Genomic DNA, 18,455 nt, shown 5'->3' on the forward strand with positions numbered 1-18,455 from the left:
GCCCCCGGTGGGGGACCCCCCGGGGGGCCGCCCCCGCCCCGCCGGCCCGCGGGGCGCCGCCGGGGGGGGCGCGCCGTCGCGCCTCGGGCCCGGCGTCCTGCGCCGGGCCCGGTGCCCGCTCAGCGCAGTCGCGAGGAGGAGAGGATCGATGCCAGGTGCGCCACCACCATCCCCCAGGTGATCACGGTGATCCCGGCGACCGTCGCCTGCGTCGGGTCGGTGTGGCCGACCACCGCGTCCACGACCGCCGCCGCCAGCAGCACCAGCGAGGCCTCGATCCCGTTGGTCACCCGGTGGATCTTGAACACCGACGCCAGCCGGCGCGCCGTCGCGATGCCCTGCGAGCGCGGCTGCGTCGACTCCTCGTCCGCCGGCGCCAGCCCGCTGCGCGCCCGCGCCACGTCCACCAGGTCGGTCGACGCCTTCAGCAGCACCACGCCCAGCGCGGCCGCCAGGCCCACCGACACCCACAGCTCCGAGCCGCCCCGGGCCGCCCGGATCCCCGCGCCGATCATCAGCGCGGCGTCCGCCAGGTAGGCGCCGAGGCGGTCGACGTAGACGCCGGCGATGCTGAACTGCCGCTTCCAGCGGGCCACCTCGCCGTCCACGCAGTCGAACAGCAGGAAGCCCTGCATCAGCACCGCCGCCAGCACCGCGCCCGGCAGCCCGGGGATCACCAGCGCCGCCCCGGCGCCCACCCCGCAGACCACCATCACCCAGGTGAGCGTGTTCGGCGACACCGAGGTCCGCACCAGCTGGCGGGTGACCCGCAGCGACACGTCCCGCATGTAGAGCCGCCCCGCCCAGTGCTCCCCGTTGCGGCTCGCCAGCTTCGCCTGCGGCTGGCAGACCTCCCGCAACTCGGCCAACGCCGGAGCAGCGACCGTCATGGTCCGACCCTTCCCTTCACCTGTCTGATCCCAGCTGTGTGATCGTCCGGCCGACCGGGCCAAACGATCACACAGGCTAGAGGAGGCCAGCCCGTCCGGCCGACCCGGGCTCAGACCAGCGCCACCCCCGCGGGCTCCGGAGCGCCGTCCCGGTACAGCCAGGCGCGTTCGGCGGCGGACCAGGCGGTGGTGGTCAGCAGGTAGACGCCGGCCGCGAGGGGGACCAGGGCGGCGAACAGGACCGTGCCGAAGGACAGGTACGGCAGCACCGCGAACCCCGGCTGCGGCGCGGTGCCGCCCGCGGCGGCCTGTGCCGCCTGCGCCGCCTGCGCGCGGCGGGCCCGCCGGAAGCCGACGTACGCCACCGCCGCCAGGCCCGCGTACAGCACGGCGAACACCGCCCCCTGCCCCGCCCCCTGCGCGCTGCCCACGTGCAGGCCGAGCGGGGCGCCGAACAGGGTGTGGCCGAGCAGGTCGTTGGGGGTGGTGAAGAGGCGGTACATCACCGAGAAGAACGGGATCTGCACCAGCATCGGCAGGCACCCCGCGAACGGCGAGGCCTTCTCCTCCCGGTACAGCTCGGCGAGCGCCGCCTGGAGCTTCTCCGGGCGGCCCTTGTGCTTGCGGTTCAGCTCGGCGATCCGCGGCGCCAGCCGGGCGCGCGACTTCTCGCCGCGGGCCGCCGCCCGCGCCAGCGGGTGCAGCGCCAGGCGGACGCAGACGGTGAACAGGACGATCGCGAGCGCGGTCGGGACGACGTGCGCGAGCGCGGCGACGACGTCGTGGGCCAGGCCGACGGCCGGGTCGAGGACAGCGAAGACGGACATGGTGGAGCGAGCCCTCCGGGGTCTCGGGATACGAGTGATCGGCGGAGGACGGCCGCGCCGGGCGGCGTTCCGGGAAGGGACTGCTCTTGCTACCGGGACTACGCGGCCGCCGGGGCCGCTCCCGGGGCCCTCGGGCGTCGACGGCCCCGGGCGTCGGGGTCACGCTGCGGCAGGAACGCCGTCCGGAACGCGCGCCTGCGCAGCGCCCCGGCCCGCACGTTCGCCGGCGCCCGCGCCCCCAGCAGCCGCGCGACGACCAGCGCCCCCGCGACCGCCCCGGCCACCAGCACCACGGCCGCCGCGGCCGCCACCGAGGTCAGCGACCCGCCACCCTCGGCGAGCCACTCCCCGCTCAGCACCCGGAGCACCCCGAGCAGCATCGCGACCACCGCCACGTCCCTGCCCTCCTCTGCGTTCCGGATCCGGGTCTTCAGAGCAGGAAGACGAACGGGCCCGTGCCGCGGTTCCCGGTTCAGGGGCTATGGACGGCGCTGACCCAGACCTGGGTCGTACCGTCCGGCCAGGGGGCGAGGTAGACACTCGTGCTGATCCGCTTGGCGGTACTCAGTGACTGGAAGCCCCCGTGGGTGAGCGGGAACGAGTTTGTCGGATCGGGTGCACCGATGTGCTGAAAGCCGTCCAGGTACGCGCCCTGGACATACTTCTTCGCGGACCACTCGGAAACAGGGAGGGTGGCCTTGAAGTCCTCCAGTCCGGCCTGTGGCAGCCGGAACGCTAGGGCAACGAGGTCGTCCTGGAATCCGTTCTGATAGCCCCATCGGATGTCGATCGCCGCGGTCGGGATCCCCACATGGGCGAAGCGGGACACCTCGTCCGAGCTTGTGGTCATCCATGCCCCCGGCCGGCCGCTGTCGGGCTTCGGATGGCGGTCCTGGTAGTCCAGCCAGTAGAGCCCGCCCACTGCGGCGGCCATCAGCAGGACCAGGGCCGTGAGTGCGCCGATCAGCAGACGTCGGCGGGAGCGGCCGACCGCCGACGGGGTGCGTGCCGGGGAGGTCAACGGGTCTTCCTTTCGGCGTCGGTGGGCCCGCCCTCACGGTCGGCGTACCGCTCGCCCGTTCCGGCAGGTACGAGTGGCTGGCCGTCATCCACGTGTCGGGTTGACGGGGTGCTGCGGCCGCTCAGGTCGTACTCCTGTGCAAGGCCCGTCTGGTGGAGGCCCTGCATGTCCGTGTCCGAGACGTTGATACCGGCGATGTCCGTGCTCTTGCCCTTGTCCCAGTTGTACCGGTCCCACACGTTGACCTGGTACTGCATCGCTACTGCGGGCTTGCCATCGGGCCCTGGTTTCACCGTGACCACGCCCGATACCACGCACGTCTGGCTGCCCACGGCGGTGAACCAGTTCGACTGACGGCCCATCGGGAACGTGTAGTTGTTGCTGTCGATCTGCGGGGTTTCCACCGGGACGGCGACCGGTGCGCCGCCCGCCTCCCGATAGGCGGCCAGCGCGGTCTCCCGCCACGTCGCGTCGTTCTCGGCCAGCAGGGCATCCACGTGGCTGCGGAACTGCGGGTCGTCGCGCAGCATGCGATCCACATCCACGGTCAGCGGCTCACCGGTCGCGTCGAGGAAGTGCTGTAGATGACGGGCCGCGTCCGTGTCTCCCTTGAAGTGGCCACCGGTGACGAGCAGGGAGGCGAAGGCACGGAAGGAGTACTCACCGGTGCCGGGCTCGCGGACATTGAACGGGCCCGCGCCGTCGTTCGGCGGCGACCACACGTAGGTCGGGTCCAGAACCCCGGCCTCGACGAGACGGCCCGGGGCCAGCTCCAGCAACTGGGCCCGGACGGCGGGGTCCACCGTGGCCCACCAGGACGGGATGTCCTTGCGGTCCTTCGGCATGCCGACCGCCCCGACGACATCGGCCTTGGCGTTGTCCACCGCCCCCGGCCGGGTGGCCGGGTCGACCTCGGCGGGGTCGAGGGCGCGCAGGGCGGCAGCTGCGGCCGTGTCGGCCTCGGTGGCGGCGGACACCGCCTTGCCCATGGCCTCGACGTACTGCTGGAGCTCGTCCCACTTCCGCCGCTGGTACGCGATCGCGTCCGGGTCGTTGCGGTCCTCCGGCGGCAGGGGCGGCAGCGTCACGGTGCCGTCGGCGGCCACGGTGGCGCCGAGGGCCTCGGCGTCGCCGATGGCGCGCAGCAGGTTCTGCTGGGCCTGCGCGAACGCGGACCGGGCGCGGCGCAGGGCGGCGGTGACGGCGAGCGCCTCGTAGTGGAAGGCGGTCAGCTCGTCGGCGAGCAGACCGATCTCGCGGGTGGCCTCGTCGGCCGCGACGCCGGTCCAGGCGCGGCCGACGCCGGGGGCGAGGGAGCCCGGCGCGGCCCCGGTGAGCGGTTGCAGGACGCCGGAGCGTACCTGGCCGGCGATCTGTTCGGTGTGTCCGGCGACGCCGTTCCAGGTGTCGCCGGCCTTGTCCAGCGATTCGAAGGAGGCGTGTCGCAGCTGCGCGAAGGTCACCACGGCTCACGGCGCCTTGAACGCGGAGGCGGAGGAGGTGTCGGTCGACCGGTAGGCGGCGGCGGTGGCCTCCAGGCGGTCCGCCGTCATGCCGAGGCGGTTGTCGAGGCTGGTCCACCGGGCCTTCCACCAGGTGAGGACCTGCGTGAGCGCGGCGCCGGAGGAGAAGCAGTCGGCGGACAAGGCCTGGGCGGCCGCGGCGGTGTCCGGCTCGGCGTGGCTGACCGTGGACCGCAGCTCGCCCTGGAGGCGGCGGGACGCCCCGGCCGCCTGGCGCAGTGCGGCGGGTTCCACCCGGACCGGGGCGCCGGCCGGGGGGCCGCTCGCCCAGGCGCCGGAGGGGCCGCCCGGGTGCGGAATCCCGGAGGGTGGCCCGTCCTGGCCGTAGAGCCATGGATTCTGCTGCGCCTCGGTGGTGACATCGGCCATGGTCGGAGCCCCCCAGCGTGATCGGTCGACCGTCGTACGGTAACGCGGCAACGGTCCGTAGGCGGTTGATTTCGGTGAATGCCGCGCGAGGTGTAGCCGCAGGTGCTACACGGGGCTACCTTGGAAGGATGAAGACGATTACCCAGCGGGAGTTCCGGAACAACTCCGCCGCGGTGATGGACGCCGTGGAGGCGGGGGAGACCTTCCACATCACCAGGAACGGGGTCGAGGTCGCCGAGCTGCGGCCGGTCGTGGGGCGGCGGCGGCTCACGGCGGAGGAGCTGGTGGCGCGGCACGTGAAGCTGCCGCGGGTGGACTACCAGCAGATGCGCAAGGAGGCCGACGAGTACTTCGGGCCCGACGAGCTGGTCGGGGACGAGGACGGCGACCCGTTCGAGCGCCCGCGTGGCTGAGCGGCGGCGGGCGTCCCGGCGGCGGCCCGCCGGGGTGCTGGACACCTGCGTCTACATCGACCTGGCGCTGATCGGTCCGGCCGACCTGCCGGCCGTGCCGGAGCTGACCGCGATCACCTTCGCCGAGCTGCAGCAGGGCGTCTCGATGGCCCGCGACCCGGTCAGCCGGGCGGCCCGGATGGAGGTGCTGGGCGCGGCGATGGCGGACTTCGAGCCGCTGCCCTTCGACGCGGCCGCCGCCGCCCGCTACGGCACCCTGGTGACCCTGACCATCGCCGCCGGCCGCCAGCCGCGCCCGCGCCGGATCGATCTGATGATCGCCGCCATCGCCTCCGCGCACGGCCTGCCGCTGTACACGCGCAACGTCGCGGACTTCAAGGGCCTGGGCTCGGCGGTGGAGATCATCGGCGTCTGACCCCGGTCAGCCGCCCGCGGCCGGGAGGGCCGCCGCGCCCTCCCGCTCGACGCGGTCGGCGAGTTCGGCGGCGGCGAGCGCGGCGGGCCCGACGTCGCGCTCGCGCCGCACGACCACGTGCTTCCCGCCGGGCCCCGCGGTGCCGACGACGGCCCAGCGCGGACCGCCGGACCAGCGGAGGAACAGGCGGCGGACGACGTGGTGGAGCCCCACCAGGAGGGCGACGGCGAGGAGGATCAGGAATCCCAGGCCGTCGCCGATCGCACCGTGCGTGAGCGACCCGCGGAAGGCCCTCGGCACGGCCCGGAACCTGCCGAGCCAGACCACGGCGATCCGCACCGGCTCCCCGCCGTCCGGGCCGGCGATCTCCGCGAACGCATGGCTCTCGCCCCGCTCGCCCCGTGCCCAGCACGCCCGCAGCGCCGCCGCCCTCCCGGCCCGCTCGCGTTCCGCCCGCGCCGCGTCGGCGGCCGCCGCCTTCCGCTCGAACTCGGCGGTCCACTCCCGCTCCCGGCGCCGCTGCTCCTCCCGGGCGGCCCGGCGCTCGTCCACCTCGGCTGCCTCGTCAGTCATCGGTCGCTCCCGGCGTGAGGGCGGTGGTGCCCTCGCGTTCGACGCGGTCGGCGAGAGCGGCGGCGGCGAGCAGGGCCTGCCTGCGGCGGCGGGTGCGATGGACGGCGACGGGGGTGTTGTCGGCGGTGGCGAGGACGGCGTAGTGCGGGCGGCCGGTCAGCTCGATGAACAGCCAGCGGAGGGCGAGGCCCAGGACGAGCAGGACGCCGCTGAGCTCGGACAGGAGGACGAGCAGGCCGAGGAGGAAGGCGATGAGCTCGTGTCTGCCGGAGTGCTTGTCGGAGTGCTTGCCGGAGGGCAGGCCGGCGTCGGCCCAGGCGACCCGCAGGCCGACCGGCCGGCCGTCCGGGGTGGTCACCGTGACGGGTGCCCAGTTGATGGTCTCGCCCCGGGCCCAGCTGCGGCGTTGCCGCGCGATCGCGCGGGCCCGGGCCCGCTGCCGCTGCTCCGCACTGTCCGTCAGGCCCTGCTGGTACCGCTCCCCCCAGGTCTGCATGCGGTGCAGCGTAGGCGAACGGGAGAGTGGGGCAGCAGGGCCGGCGGGGGCAGTTCAGCGAAGTTCAGCCGTGGGCCGGGCCCACCGTCGCGGGGATCCTCGGCGGGACGTCAGCCGGGGAGGCCTTCGAGGCGCACGGTGGTGCCGGTGGCGGCGGAGGCGCGGGCGGCCTCCAGGACGGTGAGGGTGGCGACGGCGTCGCGCGGATCGACCGGGGGCGGCGTGCCGGGGGTGGCCAGGGCGGCGGCGACGCCCGCGTAGAAGGCGGGGTAGTCGCCGGGGTCGGTGGGCACGGTGACGATGGACTCGTCGGTGCCGAGGACGCCGTCGCGGGCCGGGTCCTCGGCGCCCCAGGGGGCCGCTGCGGCGGGGTCGGGGCGCAGGCCGGAGCGCAGGGCCGCCTCCTGCGGGTCCATGCCGGACTTGACGTACCCGGCGGTGTCGCCGAGGACCCGCAGGTGCGGGCCGACGAGCGGGGCGAGGGCGCTGGTCCACAGGTGCGAGCGGGTGCCGTTGGCGTGGGTGAGGGCGACGAAGGCGTCGTCGTCGACCACCGCGCCGTCGCGCCGGACGTCGATCTCGGCGTACACCGTGTCGACCGGGCCGAAGAGCGTGAGCGCCTGGTCGACGAGGTGGCTGCCCAGGTCGTAGAGGGTGCCGCCGACCTCGGCGGGGTCGGCGAGCTCGCGCCAGCCGGGCTTGGGCTTGGGGCGGAAGCGCTCGAAGCGGGACTCGAAGCGGTGCACCCGGCCGAGCGCGCCCTCGCGGACCAGCCGGGAGGCGGTGAGGAAGTCGCCGTCCCAGCGGCGGTTCTGGAAGACGGTGAGCAGGGTGCCGGTGGACTCGGCGAGCGCGCAGAGTTCGCCCGCCTCGGCGGCGGTCCCGGCCAGCGGCTTGTCGACCACGGTGGCGAGCCCGGCCTTCAGGGCGGCGCGGGCGAGCGGGGCGTGGGTGCGGTTGGGGGAGGCGATGACGACCAGGTCGAGCGCCTGCGGGTCGGCGAGCAGCTGCTCGGGGGTGTCGACGGCGCGCGCCCCGGGGTGCTCGCGCCGAAGCTGGTCGCGGCGCTCCGGGTTGGCGGTGACCACCGCGTCCAGCCGCAGTCCCGGGGTGGTGGCGATGAGCGGGGCGTGGAAGGCGGAGCCGGCCAGGCCGAAGCCGATCAGACCGACGCGGAAGGGCGGGTGGGTGCCGGAGGCGGTGGCCGGGGCTCGGTGCGCGGAGGTCGTCATGGGCCCTACTCAACCACGGCGCGCCCGGTTGCTCCCGGTTTCGGCGCCGCTTCGGGGCTGCTGCGGGTGAGGGGGTGAGGGGGTGTGCCGCCGCCGCGGTGGGGGGCGCGGCGGCGTGGCGTTCACGGTAGCCGGACCGGGGCCGTCCCGCCGAGGGGGGAACGCTGCGGTTAGGGGCACCTTAAGGAGCCCTTGAGGCGGGCATGCTGACCGGCACGGGCGGACGGGCACACGGACGTCCGGGCGGCCGGACGGGCACACGGGCCCGGGGTCCCTCCCCGCACGGAGGACCCCCGGGGCGCGCTCAGATCAGGTCGACCAGATCGGCGATCGACTCGACGACCCGGGTCGGCCGGTAGGGGAAGCGCTCCACGTCCTCGGCCTGGGTCAGGCCGGTGAGGACGAGGAAGGTCGACATGCCGGCCTCCATGCCCGAGACGATGTCGGTGTCCATCCGGTCGCCGATCATCGCGCTGTTCTCGGAGTGGGCGCCGATGGCGTTCAGCCCGGCCCGCATCATCAGCGGGTTGGGCTTGCCGACGAAGTACGGCTCCACGCCGGTGGCCTTGGTGATGAGGGCGGCCACCGCCCCGGTGGCCGGGAGCGCGCCCTCGGCGGACGGGCCGGTCTCGTCGGGGTTGGTGGCGATGAACCGGGCACCCGCGTCGATGAGCCGGACGGCCTTGGTCATCGCCTCGAACGAGTAGGTCCGGGTCTCGCCGAGGATCACGAAGTCGGGGTCGGTGTCGGTGAGGACGTAGCCGACGTCGTGGAGCGCCGTGGTCAGGCCGGCCTCGCCGATGACGTAGGCGGTGCCGCCGGGCCGCTGGTCCTCCAGGAACTTGGCGGTCGCCAGCGCCGAGGTCCAGATGTGCTCGACGGGGACGTCGAGCCCCATCCGGGCGAGCCGGGCGTGCAGGTCGCGCTGGGTGTAGATCGAGTTGTTCGTGAGGACCAGGAACGGCTTGCCGGACTCGCGGAGCCGCTTGAGGAAGGTGTCGGCGCCGGGGATCGGCACGCCCTCGTGGATGAGGACGCCGTCCATGTCGGTCAGCCAGGAATCGATCGGCTTGCGCTCGCGCTCTGCCACGTGGGTGTCTCCTACGTCTTGCGATGGTTCTGGATCTCGCGCATCGCTCCGGCCGGACACCGGTGGCCGGCCGGGCGCCGCTCGGCTGCCCCAACGTGGACCAGCGTAGTCGTCCCCCTCTCCGGCTCCCAGAGCCCGCCCACACCGCGGACCGGCCCCGTCCCGGTCCCGGCCACGCCGCCGTGCCGGGCCGCCGTGCCGGGCCGGTGGATCGCGGCGGTGGCCGGGGTGCTCTAGCCTCGGGGCTGCTGTTGCGGGCCGTGCCCTGGCCGAGGGCCGGGGCGGGGCCGTTCGCCGGGTGCGTCGGGGAGGACGAATGGGCGGCACGGGGGAGTTGGCGGGGGAGCCTGGGGAGAAGCGGGTCACCTGGGCGGAGTTGTACTTCGACCTGGTGTTCGTGTTCGCGATCACCCAGGTGTCGGGGCTGCTGCACCACCATCACGACTGGGCGGGCGTCGTCCGGGCGCTGGTGGTGTTCGTGCCGGTGTACTGGTGCTGGGTGGGGACCACCGTGCAGGCCAACATCCGGGACGTGGACACCGCGCGCGACCGGCTCGGCATCCTCGCGGTCGGGCTGACCGGCCTGGTCATGGCGCTCGCCGTGCCCGGGGCGTACGAGGGGCGGGGGGTGCTGCTCGGGGCCGCGTACTGGGCGGCCAGGATCGTGCTGCTGCTCCTGCTGGTGCGCATCCCGGGCGTCTGGCGCGGGCCGTACGGCGTGGGCGTGATGGTCAGCGGGCCGCTGCTGGCGGTGGGCGGGCTGCTGCCCGAAGGGCCGCGGGTCGCACTGTGGGCGCTCGCGGCGCTCTGCGACCTGTCCGCGCCGGTGGTGTTCCGCCGCCGGCTGGCCGATGTCGCCTACCACCCGGCGCACATGCCGGAACGGTTCGCCCTGTTCCTGCTGGTCGCGCTCGGCGAGTCCATCGTCGGCATCGGCGCCACCGCGGCGGCGGCCCGCCTGGACGCGGCCGAACTCGTCGCGGTCACGGCCGCGTTCACCATCTCGGCCGGGCTGTGGTGGCAGTACTTCGTCTACGCGGCCGACGCCATGCGCCACGCCGTCGCCGTCGCCGACTCGCGCCGGGACGTCGTGCGCCGGGTCTTCCAGTACGGACACCTGGCGCTCGCCGCCGCGGTGATCGCGGTGGCGGTCGGCTTCGGCGAGACGGTGGCCGACCCGCGCCGGGCGCTCGGCGCGGGCTCGGTGGCGCTGCTCTACGGCGGCTGCGGGCTGTACCTGCTGACCTTCGGCTACACGCGCTGGATGATGTTCCGCTCGGTGGCGACGACCCGGCTCGCGGCGGCGGCGGTGGTGCTGGCGCTCGCGCCGGTGACGGTGCGCTGGCCGGCGCTCGCCGCGCTGGTGGCGCTCGCCGTGCTGCTGGTGGCGCTGAACGTGGTCGAGCACCTGCGGGTGGCGCGGGCGGTGGCCCGCGAGACCGTGCGGCCCGCCGGCGGCGCGGTCGGTGACGCGGTCGGTGACGCGGCTGATGGCCCGGTCGGTGGCGCGGGCGGGAAGCCCGTCGGCGAGGCGGCGGGCGAGGCGGCCGGGGAGCCGGTTGTCGGTGGGGCTGTGTAGCGTTCGGGGTGAAAGAGGGCGTACGGCGCGAGGGGCGCGATACGCCCGCGGGTCGGGGCGGTGCCGCGGTGAGCGGTCGCCCGGTGGGAGGTAGAGGTCGTCGTGACGGACACGGTCGAGGCGGGGACGGTCGAGGCGAACGTGGGCGAGGCGCAGGCGGGTAGCGGCCTGGAACTGCCGGATTCCTGGCGGGAGGTGCTGGGCGCCGAGACGGAGAAGCCGTACTTCGCCGAGCTGGCGGCCTTCGTGGCGGCGCAGCGCGCGGAGCACCAGGTCTTCCCGCCGAGCGGGCAGGAGTTCTCCGCGCTGGAGGCCACCGCGTACGACAAGGTCCGGGTGCTCGTCCTCGGCCAGGACCCGTACCACGACGACGGCCAGGCCCACGGCATGAGCTTCTCGGTGCTGCCCGGCACCAAGACGCCGCCGTCGCTGCGCAACATCTTCAAGGAGCTGGACGCCGACCTCGGCATCCCGGCGCCGGACAACGGCTACCTGATGCACTGGGCCGAGCAGGGCGTGCTGCTGCTCAACGCGGTGCTCACGGTGCGCGCGCACGAGGCCAACTCGCACAAGGCGAAGGGCTGGGAGAAGTTCACCGACGCGGTGATCAAGGCGGTCAGCGCGCGCGAGGAGCCGGTGGTCTTCGTGCTCTGGGGCAACTACGCGAAGAAGAAGCTGCCGCTGATCGACACCGACAAGCACGTGGTGGTCCAGGGCGCGCACCCGTCGCCGCTGTCCGCCAAGCTGTTCTTCGGCAGCCGGCCGTTCTCGCAGATCAACACCGCGCTGGAGGGCTTCGGCGTCGACCCGATCGACTGGCGGATCCCGGACCTCAAGCAGGCCTGAGCCGCCCTGCCCCCTCGCCCGGTCCGACGGGGCGCCTCCCGATCTGACGGCGCGTCTCCCGGTCTGGCGGCGCCCGCCGTTCATCCCGTAGTGGACGGCGGGCGGCGCCCCCGTGTGCGAAGCTGGGGGCCGGCCGGGGTCCGGCCGGACCGGACCTGGGCGGGGGAGGGGCGGCAGGTGCGCCGAGTGGGGCGAGGGGCGGGGTTCCGGCTGGCCGTGGGGGCGGCTCTGCTGGGACTGGTGGCGGGTGTGACGGGGTGCTCGCAGGGCGGCCCCGAGGGGAAGGCCGACGGCGCCAAGGGCGCCGGCGGCGGGAGTCCGACAGGGGCGCCGGCGGCGCCGACCGCGGCGGCCGCGTCGCCCGGGGCGCCCCGGGCGACCGGCGGCACGCTGCCGCAGCTTCCCGGCCAGACCTTCTACGTCTCCGACCAGACCTCCGTCGCCCGCCAGGCGGCCGCCCTGCGCGGACAGGGCCGCACGGCCGAGGCCGACACCCTGCTGCGGATCGCCGCCCAGCCGTCCTCGCAGTGGCTCGGTGACCAGGCGGCCCGGGACATCGCCGACCAGGTGAGCCGACGTGCCGCCGAGGTCGACCGCACGCCGGTCTTCGTCGTGTACAACATCCCGCACCGGGACTGCGGCCTCTACTCGGCCGGCGGCGCGTCCGACGCCGCCGCGTACCGGGCCTGGATCACCGGTCTGGCGGAGGCGATCGGGGACCGCCGGGCCTGGGTGGTGCTGGAGCCGGACGCGATCGCGCACACCCTGGACAGCTGCGGGGTCAAGGGTGATGCCGCCGCCGAGCGGTACGCCCTGCTGGCCTTCGCCGTCCAGGAGTTGAAGAAGCGCCCGCAGGTGCGGGTCTACCTGGACGCGGGCAACCCCGGGTGGACGCAGGACGAGCGGGCACTGGCCGAGGCGCTGCGCAGATCGGGGATCGCGGCCGCCGACGGCTTCGCGGTGAACGTCTCCAACTTCTTCACCACCGAACGCAACGCGGTGTTCGGCGCGCAGCTGTCCGCCCTGCTGGACGGCAAGCACTTCGTCGTCGACACCAGCCGCAACGGCAACGGGCCGCTGGACGCCGAGGCGTGGTGCAACCCGCCCGGCCGTGCGCTCGGCGCGCCGCCCACGACCGAGACCGGGCGGCCCGGCGTCGACGCGTACCTCTGGATCAAGAACCCGGGCGAGTCGGACGGCGAGTGCGGCCGTGGCGAGCCCGCGGCGGGCCAGTTCTGGCTGCCGTACGCGCTGGGGCTGGCGGCGGCCGGCGCCGGTACCGCCGGGTAGCCGGCCGGCCCGGACGGCCGGGTCCTGCGGGGGCGCCCCGCGGCTCAGGGGGTGACCTGGATCCAGCGGGCCTGCGACGGGGTGCCGGCGGCGTCCGTGACGAAGAGCATGTACCAGCCGGGCGGCAGCAGGTTCGGGTTGGCGGGCAGGGTGAGCGTGACGCCGTCCGCCGTGCGCGCGGTGATGTCCAGGGCCACCGAGCGCTGTTCGACGTCGGTGGCATGGGTGACCGAACTCGGCCGGACCAGCTTGGCGGTGGCGATGCCGTCCGGTGCGGGGGTGGTCACCCGGGCGGTGCCGCCGAGCCTGGCGGCGGCCGGGGCGTCGGTCACGCGCGGCCGTTCGCCGCGGAACAGGTAGGGCGGGCTGTAGATCTCGATCCGCTGCTCGAAGGTGCCCGGCTCGGTGTTCGCCCTGTCGTTGAAGAGCGGGTCGGAGCCGAGCACCGCGACCCGACCGTCGGGCAGCAGCAGGGCCTCGGCGTGGTAGTTCCGGCCGACGGTCGGCTCGGCGGCGGTGGTGAAGGTGTTGCTGTCCGGGTGGTAGGTCTGCGCCTTGAGCAGGTCGCTGCGGTGCTTGCCCCGGTAGTCGCGCGAGCCGCCGGTGGTGAAGACGGTGTCGTCGGGCAGGATCACGCTGTTGAGGTACCGGGTGCCGCCGGCCGGAAGGTCCGGGCCAGGGGTGAACGCGGGCTGCGCGGCGGTGAGGTCGGCGATGTCCGTGCGGGCGGTGGAGAGCGGGGACTCGCCGACGCCCCCGCCGCCGAGCACCATCACCTTCTGCGCCTGCGCGGGCGGCAGCAGGACGGAGGAGGACGTCTCGGTGAGCTGCGGGTCGCGCAGACCGGGGACGGGGTGGAAGCTGTTGTCGGTGAGGTCCCAGAGCCCGGGCTCGCGGCCCTTGTCGGCGGGCCCGTAGCCGGCGTTGGAACCGGAGTAGAAGAGCTTGCCGGACGCGGTGAGGAAGATCGACGGGTAGGTCGGGAAGTAGCGGTCGGGCGCCTTGGACCAGGTCCTGCTCGCCGGGTCGTAGATCTCGTTGTCGTTGCCGCTGAGGATCTGGCCGGTGTCGTCCAGCCCGGAGACGGTGACCACCCGGCCGTCGCCCAGGCCGGTCAGCGTCGGGTACCAGCGGGCGTAGGCCATGTCGGTGACCTGCTCGTACATCTCGGTGTCCGGGTTGAACTCGAAGGCGGCGCGGATGCCCTGGTAGTCCTGCTTCTCCAGGGTCATCCGCTCGGCCATGCCGTAGACGTTCCTGGCGTCGGCGCCGGTCAGGCCCTTGACCGTGTACTGGGCGGGGGAGTCCAGCACCGACTCCGGGCCGGCCGCCACCGCCTCCGCGAACACCCTGGCCTCGCCGGCCTTGACGACGGTCGCGGCGCCCGCGCCGGTCTTGGTCGCGGCGGGGACGACCAGGTCGTCGGTGGAGACGTACTCGCGGCCGTCCGGCGCGCGGAAGACGGTGCCCCTGGGGAGGCTGTGGGCGGCGTCCGGGTCCTCGTTGCGGACCCGCATGGTGCCGGCCGCCTTCTTCACCGCGCCGTCCAGCGCCTCGTAGCGGCGGGTGCCGCCGGCCACCAGCATCCGGCCGTCGGGCAGTGCGGTGTGGCCGCCGCAGAACATGTCGGCGGGGGTGGGGACGGCCTTGTAGGTGTTGGCGGCCGGGTCCCAGAGCAGGCTCTTGAAGGTGCCGGCGTCGAAGTTCTTCTGGTTGTTGCCGGAACCGGCGATGATCAGCACCTTGCCGGTGCGCAGCAGGGCGGCGTGGATGGCGTTGATCCGGAACTCGGCGGGGAGCACCAGGGTCTGCCAGTGGCCGTACTCGGCCTTGTAGGCGGGGCGGTTGATCACGTAGTGGTGGTACTGGTCGTTGGCGAAGCCGAGGACGGCGGGCGCGTTCATCCCGGCCACGGTCAGGGCGACGGTGCTGCCGAGGGCGAAGCGCCGGGTGCGGCCGGTGTGGCGGATCTTCACGGTGGTTCGTCATCCCCTCGTGGCGGGTGCGGAGGTCGGTGCGGCGGCGGCGGGGTCCGGGTCGGACGCGGGTGCGGACGCGGGTGCGGAGGTGGGTGCGGGGTTCGGCTCGGGTACCGGGGTGGCGGTGGCCGCCCCGGTCGGGGCGAGCGAGAGCGTGGAGACGGGCCTGGCCCGGCGTCGGCGCACGGCGTCCGCGGCGAGCAGCAGCATCGGCAGCAGGCTGAGGAGGAGGGCCAGGCAGGCCCACGTCCGCATGGCGACGTGGTCGTGGCCGGTCCGGAAGGAGGCCGCGACGGCGCCGCCGAACACCAGGGCCCAGAACAGGTGGAGACGGAAGGTGGCCGGCCGGTCCGGGCTGGTCGAGGCACCCTTCGGTGTCACCACGAACCTGCTGCGGATCCGCAGCAGGGCCTGAAGAAACGATGCTGCGTAGATCGGACCGCACAGCGCCGACATCACCATGCCCGCCACGCCCGACGAACCCGCCGGCTCGTGCGGGCTCACGTTGTGCTTGCGGTTCCAGGTGTAGAGCAGCATCTGCAGCGCGGCCGCGTCGCTGTAGAGCGCCATCCAGATCTCGGACGACACGTGGACGCCGGCGGCGCCGAACCCCAGGTAGAGCACGCTGGACACCCCGCCGAGCAGCCAGGTCAGCGCCGCCATCGGGTAGAAGGAGACCATCAGCGTGTAGTTCAGCAGCCGCCCCGGCGACAACCCCCGTGCCGCTTTCGCGAACTGGGTCAGCAGGGTCTCGTACGTGCCCCGGCTCCAGCGCAGTTGCTGGGAGAAGAAGTCCGTCCAGGAGGACGGCCCCTCGCCGACCGCCAGCACGTCCGGGGTGTAGACCGACTTCCAGCGCGCGCCGGTGGCCGGGTTGCGGCTGCGGTGGAACTCCAGGCCGGTGGCCATGTCCTCGGTGACCGAGTCGTACAGTCCGCCGATCGAGCGCAGCGCCTCGATCCGGACGGCGTTGTTGGTGCCGACGAACATCGGCGCGCCGTAGCGGTTCCCGGCCCGCTGGACCAGGGCGTGGAAGAGGTACTGCTGGCTCTCCGAGAACCTGGTGACCAGCGAACCCGAACTGCGGTAGTTCCCGTACACCTGCGGGCCGACCACGAACGCCACGTCGGGGTCGCGGAAGTAGCCGAGCATGCGCTCGCAGAACTCCGGCAGCGGCACGTGGTCGGTGTCCACCGAGATCCAGAAGTCGTAGTCGGCGCCGTACGCCTGGAGCCAGCTGTTGTAGTTGCCGTGCTTGGTCCTGGCACGGAACCGGCCCTTGCGGGTGTTCCACTGCTCGATCTCGTCGCGGCTGAAGTGGCGCGCGCCCAGGGCGATGCAGAGCTCGCGCATGTCGGGGTCGTTCCCCTCGTCCAACAGCCAGACCTCGTACGGGCCTTCGTGCCGGACGGCGAGGGCGGCGGTGAGCGTGGCGCGCACCATCTCGGGCGGCTCCTTGCCCGGGACGCAGGTGGTGAGGAACGCGACCCGGGTGCCGGGTTCGGGCGCCACCGGTACCGGGTCGCGGGCGGCGAGCGTCGCGTGGGCGTTGGAGACGACGGTGACCAGCCGGAACGCCTCGACCACCGCGATGATCCCGAGCATCACCTTGTCGCCGACCAGCAGCCAGGTGTCGGTCTCGCCCGGCCTGACCGGCCAGTGGCCCGGTTGCAGCAGCCAGACCAGCAGCGCGCCCTCGACCAGGGGCGCGGCCAGCAGGAGCAGCGCCGCCCGGATGCGGTGCGGTTCGCGGCTCAGCAGGCTGCGGTACTGCACCCGGTAGGGCTCCTCCACCGCGCCGGCCTCGACCGCTCGGCCGGCGAGACGGCTGAAGTAGGCGTAGTCGTAGGGGGCTTCGGGAACGGCGACCGGTTCCGGGGCGGGGGCCGCGGCGTCGGCGGGGTCGGGGGCGGGGACCGGAGTGGGTGGTTCCGCGCCCTTCGCCCGACGCGAGAACGGCCCGGCCATGTGCGCTCCCCCCGTGGCCGGCCGCGCGGACCCGCCTCTTCGTGCGTGCTCCGACCGGGGGTGTGCGACCCGGTGCGCCGCACGGTCGCGCGGCGGCGGACCGGTCCCCGGAGCCCAGCCCCGATGCCCGGCCACCGTCGGTTCAACCGCTCCGCCTCCGGTGGGCCGGGCGGTCCCGGTGGTTCCGGCCGTTCCGGTGGCCCCAGCCGTTCCGGACCGTCAAGCGTGACGCGTCCCCGGACTCCCTTCCGGGGACACCGGGGATCCCCGGGCTTCCCCAACTGTCGCGGAGGGCCCGCCTGATTGCAACCGGTCCGAAAGACGATCAGCGTGCGGGGACGGGGATCTGGCGATTCCCGGCCAATCGCGGGTGCGTCGGTGCTATGGGGGACGAATCGTGTACGGGCGCCCGGGGATCGGTCTCAGCGGTTCAGCGGATGGGCCGGACCGGCGGCAGCAGGGCGGCCCCGGTCGCGGCCCGCACCTCGTCGGCGGTGACTCCGGGAGCCGTCTCCACCAGCCGCAGCCCCTCCGGCGTCACGTCGATCACCGCGAGATCGGTGACGATCCGGTCCACGACCCCTCGGCCCGTGGCGGGAAGTGAGAGCCGCTCGACGATCTTCGGCGAGCCGTCCCGCGCGGTGTGCTCCATCACGACGATCAGCCGCCGGGCGCCGTGCGCCAGGTCCATGGCGCCGCCCATGCCCTTGACCGTCCTGCCCGGGATCATCCAGTTGGCGAGGTCCCCCGTGGCGGAGACCTGCATCGCACCGAGCACCGAGACGTCGATGCGGCCCGCCCGGACCATGCCGAAGGAGAAGGCGGAGTCGAAGGTCGAGGCCCCGGGGGCGAGCGTCACGGTCTCCTTCCCGGCGTTGATCAGGTCGGGGTGCTCGTCGCCCTCCGCCGGGTACGGGCCGACGCCCAGGACACCGTTCTCGGACTGCAGCACCACGTGCACGCCGGGCGGGAGGTGGTCGGGGATCAGCGTGGGCAGGCCGATGCCCAGGTTGACGTACTGGCCGTCGCGCAGTTCGCGCGCGGCCCGCGCGGCGAGCGCGCTCCGGGCGTCGAGGGCGGTGCCGTCGGTGCCGTCGGTCTCGTGGGTGCTCGCCGTGGTCACCGCGCGGACGGTGCGCCGTTCGATCCGCCGGTCCTGCGGGTCGGCGGCGACCACCCGGTCCACGTATACCCCCGGCAGGTGGACGGCGTCCGGGTCCAGCTCGCCCGGCTCGACGATCCGGTCCGCCTCGACGACGGTGATCCGCCCGGCCGTCGCGCAGAGCGGATTGAAGTTCCGGGCCGCGGCGTGGAACACGCAGTTGCCGTGCCGGTCCGCGACCTCGGCGCGGATCAGCGCGAAGTCCGCCGTGATGGCCTCCTCCAGCAGGTAGCGGCGGCCGCCGAACTCCCGGACCGTCTTCGGCGGCGAGGCCACCGCGACCGAACCGTCCGCCGCGTAGCGCCACGGCAGGCCGCCCTCCTCGACCTGGGTGCCGATCCCGGCGGGCGTGAAGAACGCCGGGATCCCCGCGCCACCGGCCCGCAGCCGCTCGGCGAGCGTGCCCTGCGGCGTCAGCTCCACCTCCAGTTCGCCGGAGAGGTACTGCCGCGCGAACTCCTTGTTCTCACCGACGTAGGAGGAGGTCATCCGGGCGATCCGCCCGGCCCGCAGGAGCAGCCCCAGTCCCCAGTCGTCCACCCCGCAGTTGTTCGACACCACCCGCAGCCCGGTGGTGTCGCTGGCCGCGAGCGCGCCGATCAGCGTGCTGGGGATGCCGCAGAGGCCGAAGCCGCCGACGGCGAGCACCGCGCCGTCGGGGATGTCGCGGACCGCGTCGGCAGCGGAGTCCAGGACCTTGTCCAAGGTGTCACCTCATGAGGGGATCGGGAGTGGAGTGGAGGGGAGGGAGGGGAGCGGAGCGGAGGGGGAACACGGGAGCG

At 74.1% G+C, this 18,455-nt stretch carries 18 protein-coding genes; 5 read left to right on the forward strand and 13 right to left on the reverse strand.

All coding sequences use genetic code 11. The features are described from left to right. Positions 1 to 119: 119 nt before the first annotated feature. The 6 genes from ABT093_RS36935 to ABT093_RS36960 all read right to left on the reverse strand — a co-directional run bounded on the left by ABT093_RS36935 (position 120) and on the right by ABT093_RS36960 (position 4,630). Positions 120 to 890, reverse strand: coding sequence for a CDP-alcohol phosphatidyltransferase family protein (locus ABT093_RS36935; RefSeq protein ID WP_350571780.1), 771 nt, complete (start codon positions 888 to 890; stop codon positions 120 to 122). A gap of 110 nt (positions 891 to 1,000) precedes the next feature. Continuing rightward, positions 1,001 to 1,717 (reverse strand): YidC/Oxa1 family membrane protein insertase, encoded by a 717-nt coding sequence (locus ABT093_RS36940; protein ID WP_350571782.1) that lies wholly within the window; start codon positions 1,715 to 1,717, stop codon positions 1,001 to 1,003. A gap of 98 nt (positions 1,718 to 1,815) precedes the next feature. Further along, positions 1,816 to 2,112, reverse strand: a complete 297-nt coding sequence (locus ABT093_RS36945; protein WP_350571784.1) for a DUF6412 domain-containing protein — start codon at positions 2,110 to 2,112, stop codon at positions 1,816 to 1,818. Between the two features lie 77 nt (positions 2,113 to 2,189). Then, complete coding sequence (locus tag ABT093_RS36950; RefSeq protein ID WP_350571786.1) at positions 2,190 to 2,738, reverse strand: hypothetical protein; 549 nt, start codon at positions 2,736 to 2,738, stop codon at positions 2,190 to 2,192. Beyond that, positions 2,735 to 4,204: a hypothetical protein gene (locus ABT093_RS36955; RefSeq protein WP_350571788.1), complete on the reverse strand. Its 1,470-nt coding sequence runs from the start codon at positions 4,202 to 4,204 to the stop codon at positions 2,735 to 2,737. Before ABT093_RS36955 ends, ABT093_RS36950 begins: the two co-directional genes overlap by 4 nt. Before the next feature lie 3 nt (positions 4,205 to 4,207). After that, entirely contained in the window at positions 4,208 to 4,630 is a 423-nt protein-coding gene (locus tag ABT093_RS36960) for a WXG100 family type VII secretion target (RefSeq protein WP_350571790.1), read from the reverse strand. Positions 4,631 to 4,758: 128 nt separating this feature from the next. Between ABT093_RS36960 and ABT093_RS36965 the strand changes: the two genes are divergently transcribed. Then, on the forward strand, positions 4,759 to 5,043 hold the full coding sequence (locus tag ABT093_RS36965; protein WP_350571792.1) for a type II toxin-antitoxin system Phd/YefM family antitoxin: 285 nt from the start codon (positions 4,759 to 4,761) through the stop codon (positions 5,041 to 5,043). Beyond that, a complete protein-coding gene (locus ABT093_RS36970) occupies positions 5,036 to 5,458 on the forward strand; it encodes a type II toxin-antitoxin system VapC family toxin (RefSeq protein WP_350571794.1) in 423 nt (140 codons plus the stop codon). Before ABT093_RS36965 ends, ABT093_RS36970 begins: the two co-directional genes overlap by 8 nt. A gap of 6 nt (positions 5,459 to 5,464) precedes the next feature. On the opposite strand, the gene ABT093_RS36975 is transcribed toward ABT093_RS36970, so the two are convergent. The 4 genes from ABT093_RS36975 to ABT093_RS36990 all read right to left on the reverse strand — a co-directional run bounded on the left by ABT093_RS36975 (position 5,465) and on the right by ABT093_RS36990 (position 8,804). Continuing rightward, on the reverse strand, positions 5,465 to 6,031 hold the full coding sequence (locus ABT093_RS36975; protein WP_350571796.1) for a hypothetical protein: 567 nt from the start codon (positions 6,029 to 6,031) through the stop codon (positions 5,465 to 5,467). Next, positions 6,024 to 6,527 carry a hypothetical protein gene (locus ABT093_RS36980; protein ID WP_350571798.1) on the reverse strand — a complete coding sequence of 168 codons (504 nt, stop codon included), beginning with the start codon at positions 6,525 to 6,527 and terminating at the stop codon, positions 6,024 to 6,026. Before ABT093_RS36980 ends, ABT093_RS36975 begins: the two co-directional genes overlap by 8 nt. Before the next feature lie 110 nt (positions 6,528 to 6,637). Continuing rightward, positions 6,638 to 7,759: a Gfo/Idh/MocA family protein gene (locus ABT093_RS36985; RefSeq protein ID WP_350571800.1), complete on the reverse strand. Its 1,122-nt coding sequence runs from the start codon at positions 7,757 to 7,759 to the stop codon at positions 6,638 to 6,640. Between the two features lie 304 nt (positions 7,760 to 8,063). Beyond that, positions 8,064 to 8,804 carry an HAD-IIA family hydrolase gene (locus ABT093_RS36990; RefSeq protein ID WP_350571834.1) on the reverse strand — a complete coding sequence of 247 codons (741 nt, stop codon included), beginning with the start codon at positions 8,802 to 8,804 and terminating at the stop codon, positions 8,064 to 8,066. Between the two features lie 361 nt (positions 8,805 to 9,165). Here ABT093_RS36990 and ABT093_RS36995 point away from each other — a divergent pair, with 361 nt between their 5' ends. The 3 genes from ABT093_RS36995 (at position 9,166) to ABT093_RS37005 (ending at position 12,564) form a co-directional block, all read left to right on the forward strand. Then, positions 9,166 to 10,428, forward strand: a complete 1,263-nt coding sequence (locus ABT093_RS36995; RefSeq protein WP_350571802.1) for a low temperature requirement protein A — start codon at positions 9,166 to 9,168, stop codon at positions 10,426 to 10,428. 168 nt (positions 10,429 to 10,596) lie between these two features. Then, positions 10,597 to 11,274, forward strand: coding sequence for a uracil-DNA glycosylase (locus ABT093_RS37000; protein WP_502884398.1), 678 nt, complete (start codon positions 10,597 to 10,599; stop codon positions 11,272 to 11,274). Between the two features lie 240 nt (positions 11,275 to 11,514). After that, positions 11,515 to 12,564 (forward strand): glycoside hydrolase family 6 protein, encoded by a 1,050-nt coding sequence (locus ABT093_RS37005; protein WP_350571804.1) that lies wholly within the window; start codon positions 11,515 to 11,517, stop codon positions 12,562 to 12,564. Between the two features lie 44 nt (positions 12,565 to 12,608). On the opposite strand, the gene glxA is transcribed toward ABT093_RS37005, so the two are convergent. The 3 genes from glxA to ABT093_RS37020 form a co-directional block, all read right to left on the reverse strand. Further along, positions 12,609 to 14,540 (reverse strand): radical copper oxidase GlxA, encoded by a 1,932-nt coding sequence (gene glxA / locus ABT093_RS37010; RefSeq protein ID WP_350571806.1) that lies wholly within the window; start codon positions 14,538 to 14,540, stop codon positions 12,609 to 12,611. Between the two features lie 9 nt (positions 14,541 to 14,549). Then, positions 14,550 to 16,511: a glycosyltransferase family 2 protein gene (locus tag ABT093_RS37015; RefSeq protein ID WP_350571808.1), complete on the reverse strand. Its 1,962-nt coding sequence runs from the start codon at positions 16,509 to 16,511 to the stop codon at positions 14,550 to 14,552. 430 nt (positions 16,512 to 16,941) lie between these two features. Beyond that, on the reverse strand, positions 16,942 to 18,378 hold the full coding sequence (locus ABT093_RS37020) for a 3-oxoacid CoA-transferase (protein ID WP_350571810.1): 1,437 nt from the start codon (positions 18,376 to 18,378) through the stop codon (positions 16,942 to 16,944). Positions 18,379 to 18,455: the final 77 nt, after the last annotated feature.

This window comes from Kitasatospora sp. NPDC002551 (assembly GCF_040296005.1).
GTDB lineage: Bacteria > Actinomycetota > Actinomycetes > Streptomycetales > Streptomycetaceae > Kitasatospora.